The following is an 8,270-nucleotide window of genomic DNA, read 5'->3' on the forward strand; positions in this document are numbered from 1 at the left end:
GCTAGAAAGCCACCGTCCCCGCGGCGCCATCCACCGTGATCGTCTGTCCTGTGCTGATCCGGGACGTGGCATCCGGGACGCCCACGATTGCCGGAATCCCGTACTCACGAGCCACGACGGCGCCATGCGAGTTGGGACCGCCCATCTCCATCACGAGTCCCCCGGCGGTCAGGAAGAGGGGCGTCCAGCCGGGATCCGTCGAGGGCGCCACCAGGATTTCTCCGGGTTCAAGATGCGCGCCCACCGGGTCCATGATCACCCTTGCCACCGCCGTCACAGTTCCCGCCGAAGCCGGGGTTCCCAACAGCATGCCGTCCGACGCCGGTGCCCCCGTCGCGCCGCTCAGGAGACCGGCTGGCAGCGCTTCTGGCTCGGTGCCGTCGGAGAGCAGCACGCGTGGCACGTGGCGGCGCTTGAGTTCAAGCTCATAGGCTTCGCGGCGCTGCGCCACGAGCTCGTGGAGATCCTTGCCGTCCAAGCCGCGGCGGGCGTCGTTGAAATCCAGGAAGAAGACGTCGCTGGCATCGTCGATGATTCCCGCTTCCGCCAAGGCCTCCCCTGCTTCCGCAACCTGTGCTCGGACCGCGGCGAAGCCCCGCACGAGGTGGTACTTGGGAAGTTCACGGAGCCCGGCAAACATGCGTGTCCGTTCGAGTGCCATTTTCACGATCCTGGCGTGGAGCGGACTCTTGGACCGCGCACGGGCCACCAGCACGGCGGCTTGTTCCTCGGCGTCGCGGGCTGCTTTTTCGAACTGTTTGTCCGGCGCCAGGCGGGGATCGTCGAGGCGAAGGTAATTGACCAGGACTCCGATGATGTGGGTGGGGTCGTCGGACCAGCGGGGCATGCCTAGGTCGATTTCCGCGATGGCCCGGTGCCCGTAGTCGCGCAGGAACGAGGCCAATCCCGATTGCGCGACGACCGGCAGCTTGCCGTCGCGGTAGCTCTCCGCGAGCGCAGCGGGATCGCCACCGGTGAAGGCCACCGCGGAAGCGGGATCGTCGCGGATACTGGCCGAGAGCCGCCACAGCGCAAGGTCCATTTCGGTGGTGACGTTGTTGGGCAGGCCGCGGATGATGGTTTGGAGCTCACCCCAGGACGCCTGTTCTCCAAGCAGCTTCCGTACCAGCCCCATCATCGCGAAGCCGAGCGCTACCGGGGGCAGGATATTGGGCAGTATGGGGAACAATTCCGTGCGCAGTATCCGCTCGGCGTGGTCCAGTTTTTCACGGGGGGTGGTATCGGTGGGGACTTCATGCGTGGCCTTCAGGTTCCCGTCCAGCTGTTCCACCTTGCCAAGGGCAACTTCCGGCCGAAAGAGAGCACGCAGCAGCGTCTCCGGAAGGTGGAAGCGGAGCACGATCGGGCCAACGTGCCTGAGCAGTTTGAAAGGCGTCTTGCTGGTGACGGCGAAACGCGGGTCCTCGAACAGGACACGCATGATGGACGCCGAACGTGCTTCCATGACGTCGAAAATCCTGGGCACGATGGCGCGCCCGGCCCTGCTCCTGAGCACCGAAGTGAGGTCAAAATAGATCCGCTGCCCCGCCTCGTAGTAGGGCGAAGGCCCGTCCCGCGGTTCGGGAACCCGGAATCCCGCCGCGCCGGCCACCGAGGACCCCATGAGCCTGATGCCCGCGAGTCCCATGGGAGTGAGGGGGCGGGTGAGGCCTTGGGCGAGGCTGAAGCAAAGGTACGCGTGCGGACCGGGGACTGCTGGTTGCCGGGTCATTTGCGGGTAGAGCGTGGTGATGGGGCGCGCTTGGGTGAGCCACAGTTTGCCGTCGCCGTCGATGGCCCATTCAGTGTCCTGCGGTGCTCCGTAGTGCTCCTCGACGCGCTGGCCGAGGACCGCGAGCGCCCTGATCTGGGAGTCGGCAAGGCAGGCGTCCCGCGCGGTTCCGTCTTCGGCCCGAGGCTCGGCGTCGAGCCTTTCGGTCCCGCCGCCGGGAACGGAGCGAATCACCAGCTTTCGGTCCCCGATCCGCCGTTCCGTGATCCTGCCGGTGAGCGAATCCACCACAAAGTGGTCCGGATTCACGGCGCCGGAGACCACGGCCTCACCGAGCCCGGGATTGGCGTCGATGACCGCCTCGCGGCGGCGCCCGGTCACCGGATTCGCGGTGAACAACACCCCCGCGGCCTCAGCGTCCACCATCCGTTGGACGACGACGGCGAGCGTCACCGTGGCGTGGTCGATCCCGTTGCTTGCCCGGTAGCTGACTGCCCGGTCCGTCCACAGGGAAGCCCAGCACTTCCGGACGGCCTGCAGGACGGCATCTGCCCCCACGACATTCAGGTAGGTGTCCTGCTGTCCCGCGAAACTGGCAAAGGGCAGGTCCTCGGCGGTGGCGGAGGACCTGACGGCCACAGGGACATCCGGGCCAAGCGCGGAGTAGGCCGAGCGAACGGCGCCTTCGACGTCGGCCGGGATCCCGGCGTCGAGCACTGTTTCCCTGGCGCGGGCCGCGAGGGAAGCGAGCCCCTCAAGGTCGCCGGGTTCCACGGCCTCAAGGCCACGGAGAATGTCCCGGACGGCTGGCTCGGGGCTTCCATCCGGCTGCAATGCGCGCCGGTAGGCCTCGGTGGTCAGGCAAAACCCGGGCGGGACCGGAAGTCCCGCCCAGATCAGCTCGCCGAGATTGGCCGCCTTGCCGCCGACCTCTGGAAGCATGGTTGCCCGGATCCGGCGCAGCTCGACGATCAAGCGCGATGCCTCCCTGGGCTCTGCGTGCTCCACCATTACCGTCTGCCTGCGTCCACCGGTCCTTGGGCTTGCCTGTTATGCGGCGCCGAGCATGGGACCGAAGTTGGCGCGGTCCGCCAGCCTGGGGTCCTCGCGGTCTGGAACAACCAGCACGGGTCCTTTGGCATGGTGCAGGACTCCATCCGACGTCGATCCGAGGAGCATTCCTGCGAAGCCTCCCCGCCCGCGCGTGCCAAGCACCACGAGTTCGACGCTGCGGCTCACTTCCACGAGGACTTCCACTGGCGAACCATCGAGCAGTTGGGTTTCCGCCGGAAGCTTGGGGAAGTGGCTCTTGAGCCACGCCAACCCTGCGTCCAACTGGATCCTGATGTCCTTGAAGAGTGCCTCCCGGTCCAGGGGTGCCGGAACCCACGCCAAGGAGCCGCTGTATTCGGGTACGGCGCAGATGACGCGCAGCTTGGCGCCCATGCGTTGAGCCTGCTCCGCGGCCTCCAGGACGGCAACGCGCGCCTGTTCCGAGCCGTCCACGCCGACTGCGACCACATTCTCGACAACGCGGGAGCCGGACTTCGCGCGCTCGGCCTTGATGTGCTTGTCCTCAGTGGTTTCACCCAGCCGGTCCGCGCAGAAGAGTGGGACCGTCACGGTGGGGCATTTGGAGTGCGCGGGCAAGGCACTGCTCACGGAGCCCAGGAGCCTGCCGACAAAGCCGCCGCGTCCCCGGGTACCGAAGACCAGGAGTTCGGCCGTTTCGGACAGATCAAGCAGCACGCCGGCGGCATCTCCGTTCTCCACCGAGCCATCGACGTCGATGGCGTAGCCGGAGACCTTCTCCAGGGCTTGCTTGACGATCGCCTCAGCGCCGTCCCGGATCACGGAGTCATCCACTGTCGCGTAGCCGCCGTCGAGCCCTGAAGCCGCGAAGATCGGCACGGAGTAGGCCGTGACCACATGCAAGGGCAGCTGCCTGCGTTCAGCCTCGCGGGCGGCCCAAACGAGGGCGCATTGGCCGTGTTCGCTGCCGTCAACGCCCACCACAATTCCGCCGGGGGCAATGGAGGGTTCCTCTCCGTTGCCTTCGGTCTCTGGTTGATGGCTCTCAGAGTGTTTGCCGTGCTGGTCCATGGGGCCTGCCTCCTCGCACTGCTGGCTGATGTTGCGGCTATTCTGCCAGAGGCCGCGCCTATAACGTGTTTCTCGCTCGACTGCCGTGAGTTGCGGTCTCCAATGCTCACTATTCTCGTTTGCAAGGGCCGAATCAAGCCGGAAGAAGCGTATGTGGAAACCCCGCCGAGGGCGTGGAAATCCGCCGAATCGGGGCGCGAAAAACGCATCGTCGGACATGCCGATGCCGGGGCTATCCACCACGCGATTTCTTCTGTAATGTTCGAGGCACTGATGACCGGGGATCGTGTTTTTCAACACATCAACGGCCATCATTCGCGACCGCTTGGGGACCCGGACGCCACCCCGCTGTTGCCTCGGCAACGCACCTTCAAAGAGGAGCCAAGCTGTGTCAACCATGCCTGCTGCGAGTACGGAACGCACCACCACCGTGGTCATCGGTGCCGGCATGCCCGGCCTGGCCGTGGCCAGCGAACTCAGCCGCTACGGCGTGGATGCCATCGTGGTGGACGGAATGTACGTCCCCGGACCTTTGCAGCCGCTCAACACCGGCATCCTGCAGCGTTGCGACGCCGCCGACGCCGCGTGCCTCCAGGAGCGCAGCGAAATCCTGCGGCACCTGCGCAACTACGCAACCAGTCACGGGCTCGACGTACGGAGCACCACGCGTGCTGTCCGGCTCGATCGCCTGGACGAAGCTGCCGCGGGGTCCGTGATTTCCGGATCGGTAGTTTCAGGGTCCTCGGGCGTCGCCTCGTACCAATGGGCCGTTCACACGGCCAACGGAGTGCTTTTGGCCGACCACGTCGTTGTCACGCGTTGTGGACAGAGCCAGTTGAGGCGAATGCTTGCCGAGCTCGGCTTCGCCATCGGCCAGAACCTCGTCGCGGCCATGCGGGCGATCGGAATGTACTTGGTTGGGGTCGGCGAACTTGCCACACCCACACCGAAGGAAGTCCTGCGCCAAGCCAAGGTGGTGGGCCAGGCGATTTCCGCCAAGGTCTACCCGGACAGCGTCCACGGGGCGCTCACGGGCACCTTTGCAGCTGTTCCCGCCCTGGCCTAGGGCTTCTTCTCCGGGCTGCCGGGCTCAACCTCGGCGTCCTCTTCATCGCCTGCGTCATCAGCGTCATCAGCGTCGCCGGAATCGTCAGAATCATCGGAACCCCCGCCTGCCAGCCGGCGTCGTGCGGTGATGCCGAGGAAGACCAGCAGGCCCGCGGCAACCACGGCGAAGATCACAATGCTCCAGGGGAACGGCTGGGAGGCATCGGGCACCTTTTCGGGCGTCGTCGTCGAACCAGGGGCCGCGGTGCCGGCGGTGGGTACCTCCGCCGAAGGTGCGGTGCTCGCGGAGCCGCCGCCCGCCGTCGTACTTCCTGCCTTGGCGGTGAACGTGAAGGTGCCTTCAATGGGGTGCGAATCCGAACTGACGACGCGCCAGATGACGGTGAATGCGCCGGCGGGCGCGCCAGGCCGCAGCTTTTGCGACACCACGGCGTCCACAATCTCGACGGAACCATCTGCCCAGTTCTGTCCTGAGGCGTCGTTCACCCGGATCTGCGAGCCGAGCAGGAGCGGCCGGTTGTTGAACGTGATGGACACGGAGTCCGGGACGCTGGCAACCGTTGAGCCGTTGGCCGGTGACGTTGACTCGGCGACATCGTGCGCGAAGGCGGGTGCCGCCGAGAACAGGGCGGCAGAGAAAAGAACCGCCGTGGCAGCGACGACGACGGCCAGCAACTGGCGGATAGGGCGCATGAGCGAATAACTCCCTTGGTGTTGGATTCCTTACAGACTAGGCGAATTCGCGGGAGTGCCGAAGCCGCGGGCATAGGATTTGAGAGCACACTTCCCCGATCCCCGGAGACTTCCATGCTCAAGCAGGGCTCAGCCATCGACCGCTATTTCAAGATTTCGGAACGCGGATCCAACTATTCGCGAGAAATCCGAGGCGGCTTCGCGACCTTCTTTGCCATGAGCTACATCGTGGTCCTCAACCCCTTGATCCTTTCCGGGGCGGACTCCAGTGGCGCTTCACTTGGCTTCGCCGCCGTCGCCGCCACCACCGCCTTCGTCGCCGGCATCCTGACGATCCTCATGGGAGCCTGGGCCAAGCACCCCTTCGCCATCGCTACCGGGCTGGGCGTCAACGCCTTCGTGGCAGTCACCATTGCCTCGCACCCCGGCCTGACATGGCCGGACATGATGGGCCTCGTGATGCTCTCGGGCCTCACCATGCTGATCCTGGTGCTCACCGGTTTCCGCACCGCGGTCTTCAAAGCCGTCCCTGAGGCCCTGAAGACCGCGATCGTGGTGGGCATCGGCCTCTTCATCGCGCTGATCGGCCTCGTCAATGCCGGCTTCGTGCGCCGCATCCCGGACGCCGCCGGCACCACGGTCCCGCTCGGCCTGGGCGTCGACGGGAAGCTTCTGGGCTGGCCGACCCTGGTGTTCGTCGTCGGACTCGTCCTGACCATCGCCTTGGTGGTCCGCAAGGTACGTGGCGCCATCCTGATCGGCATCATCGTCTCCACGGCCCTTGCCGCCATCCTGGAATTCACCCTGCACATCGGCCCGAGTTTCGACGGCAAAACCTACAATCCCCGCGGCTGGTCCCTGGTGGCGCCCAAGTTCACCGAGTGGGCCGCTCCGGACCTGTCCCTCATTGGCAAGGCGAACCCCTTCGGGGCGTTCCAGCACCTTGGCATCATCGCGGCCACCCTGCTGGCGTTCGTGATCCTGCTCAGTATCTTCTTCGACGCCATGGGCACCATGGTGGGCTTGGCGAGGGAAGCAGGAAACATCGACAAACACGGAAACATCCCCAACGTTGACCGTGTCCTGCAGGTGGACGCCCTCGGCGCGATCATCGGCGGCGGCTCGTCCGTGTCCTCCAACCAGATTTTCGTGGAATCCGGCGCCGGCATCGGCGAGGGTGCCCGCACCGGCTTGGCGTCGATCGTGACCGGCCTGCTGTTCCTCGTGGCCATGTTCTTCACCCCGCTCATCAACCTGGTCCCGTTCGAGGCCGTCGCCCCCGCCCTGGTGGTGGTGGGCTTCATGATGGTGTCCCAGGTGGGCAAGATCCACTGGCAGGACTGGGGAGTCGGCATTCCCGCGTTCCTGACCATGGCCCTCATGCCGTTCACCTACTCGATCGCGAACGGCCTGGGCGCCGGGTTCATCTCCTTCGCACTCATCCGCACGTTCCAGGGCAGGGCCCGCGAAGTCCATCCGCTCATGTGGGCCGTGGCCGCTGCGTTCCTGTTGTTCTTCGGGATCGGTCCCGTCGAGGAAATCCTGGGAGTCAAATAGGCCTTTCCGGAATACCGGACACCCTCCGCCCCCAAGCGATGTTTTTCGGTACCGCCATGCGTTGAGCTTTAACCATGGAGATTTCCCGCGCTGTTGCCGATGTCCGCCCCACGCCGTGGACCGGCCGCTTCGACGGCGATGGCGATGAGCACCGCCGCTGGTGGCAGGCCGTGGCGCCCCACACTCCCGATGCAGCCGCCCCCGGCGCGCGGGACGCGGGCTCCCGGGCCGCCGTCGTCGTGGGCTTCCGCAGTGACGAGGGCGTGCGGCGCAATAAGGGCCGTATCGGCGCCGCCGCCGCTCCGGAAGCTATACGGCAGGCCCTGGGTCCGCTGGCTTTCCATCTGGACCGGGACGTGTTCGACGCCGGCGACGTGGTTGTGGAGGACGGCTCGGTGGAGGCTGGCTCCCTGGAGGCAGGCCAAGCGCGCGCGGGCCGCGTGATTTCGGAACTGCTCGACGGCGGCAAGCTCACGGTGCTGCTCGGCGGCGGGCACGAAACTGCTTTCGCCAGCTACCTGGGTGTGGCTGGCTCGGAGGCCGTGAGGGTCGGCAAGCGCCTCGGAGTCCTGAACCTGGACGCGCATTTCGACCTGCGGGACGAACCGGTGCCAAGCTCAGGCACGCCGTTCCTGCAGATGGCCCGGGCGGAAGCCGCCGAGGGCCGCGAACTGAACTACGCCGTCGTCGGAATCTCCGAGCCCAACAACACGCGCACCCTCTTCAACACGGCGGACCGGCTGGGCGTGAAGTACCTGCTGGACGAGGACTGCTCCGCGGAGGCCGCGCACGATTTCGTGGCGCGGTTCCTGGACAGCGTGGACGTGCTGTACCTGACGATCGACCTGGACGTGCTACCGGCGTCGGTGGCTCCCGGCGTGAGCGCGCCTGCGGCGTATGGGGTGCCGCTGCCCGTTATCAGCGCGGTGTGCAAGCAAGTTGCCACGAGCGGAAAACTCATGCACCTGGACGTCGCCGAGCTCAACCCCGAGTTCGATATCGACTCGCGGACCGCCAAGGTGGCCGCGCGCTTGGTGAACACGCTGCTGGGGTAGGCGGGGTTAGCCGACGGCGCGGAGCCTGACGGCGATGAACTGGCGGCCGGGGAGCTCCACGC

Annotated in this window: 6 protein-coding genes; 3 read left to right on the forward strand and 3 right to left on the reverse strand. The window is 66.2% G+C overall.

The genetic code is table 11. The features are described from left to right. Position 1: 1 nt before the first annotated feature. Both QRN51_RS22000 and QRN51_RS22005 read right to left on the reverse strand, forming a co-directional pair. Complete coding sequence (locus QRN51_RS22000; protein ID WP_284991874.1) at positions 2-2,743, reverse strand: PEP/pyruvate-binding domain-containing protein; 2,742 nt, start codon at positions 2,741-2,743, stop codon at positions 2-4. A 39-nt stretch (positions 2,744-2,782) separates the two neighbouring features. Beyond that, positions 2,783-3,835, reverse strand: coding sequence for a universal stress protein (locus QRN51_RS22005; protein WP_284991875.1), 1,053 nt, complete (start codon positions 3,833-3,835; stop codon positions 2,783-2,785). A 397-nt stretch (positions 3,836-4,232) separates the two neighbouring features. On the opposite strand from QRN51_RS22005, the gene QRN51_RS22010 reads away from it, so the two are divergent. Then, complete coding sequence (locus tag QRN51_RS22010; protein WP_059388469.1) at positions 4,233-4,901, forward strand: NAD(P)/FAD-dependent oxidoreductase; 669 nt, start codon at positions 4,233-4,235, stop codon at positions 4,899-4,901. On the opposite strand, the gene QRN51_RS22015 is transcribed toward QRN51_RS22010, so the two are convergent. Next, the gene (locus QRN51_RS22015) at positions 4,898-5,596 is read right to left on the reverse strand and encodes a copper resistance CopC family protein (RefSeq protein WP_284991876.1); all 699 of its coding nucleotides are present in this window, start codon (positions 5,594-5,596) and stop codon (positions 4,898-4,900) included. The two genes, QRN51_RS22010 and QRN51_RS22015, sit on opposite strands and share 4 nt — an antisense overlap. Before the next feature lie 114 nt (positions 5,597-5,710). Between QRN51_RS22015 and QRN51_RS22020 the strand changes: the two genes are divergently transcribed. Further along, complete coding sequence (locus QRN51_RS22020; protein ID WP_059388467.1) at positions 5,711-7,153, forward strand: NCS2 family permease; 1,443 nt, start codon at positions 5,711-5,713, stop codon at positions 7,151-7,153. Between the two features lie 74 nt (positions 7,154-7,227). Next, entirely contained in the window at positions 7,228-8,208 is a 981-nt protein-coding gene (gene hutG, locus QRN51_RS22025) for a formimidoylglutamase (RefSeq protein ID WP_284991878.1), read from the forward strand. The last annotated feature ends 62 nt before the right edge of the window (positions 8,209-8,270 follow it).

The organism is Arthrobacter sp. efr-133-TYG-120, from assembly GCF_030209785.1.
Lineage (GTDB): Bacteria > Actinomycetota > Actinomycetes > Actinomycetales > Micrococcaceae > Arthrobacter.

Bases quoted from the DNA above. Each gene is read 5' to 3' on its own strand.
- QRN51_RS22000 (WP_284991874.1), bottom strand. From the start codon at position 2,743: ATGGTGGAGCACGCAGAGCCCAGGGAGGCATCGCGCTTGATCGTCGAG.
- QRN51_RS22005 (WP_284991875.1), bottom strand. From the start codon at position 3,835: ATGGACCAGCACGGCAAACACTCTGAGAGCCATCAACCAGAGACCGAA.
- QRN51_RS22010 (WP_059388469.1), top strand. From the start codon at position 4,233: ATGCCTGCTGCGAGTACGGAACGCACCACCACCGTGGTCATCGGTGCC.
- QRN51_RS22015 (WP_284991876.1), bottom strand. From the start codon at position 5,596: ATGCGCCCTATCCGCCAGTTGCTGGCCGTCGTCGTCGCTGCCACGGCG.
- QRN51_RS22020 (WP_059388467.1), top strand. From the start codon at position 5,711: ATGCTCAAGCAGGGCTCAGCCATCGACCGCTATTTCAAGATTTCGGAA.
- hutG (WP_284991878.1), top strand. From the start codon at position 7,228: ATGGAGATTTCCCGCGCTGTTGCCGATGTCCGCCCCACGCCGTGGACC.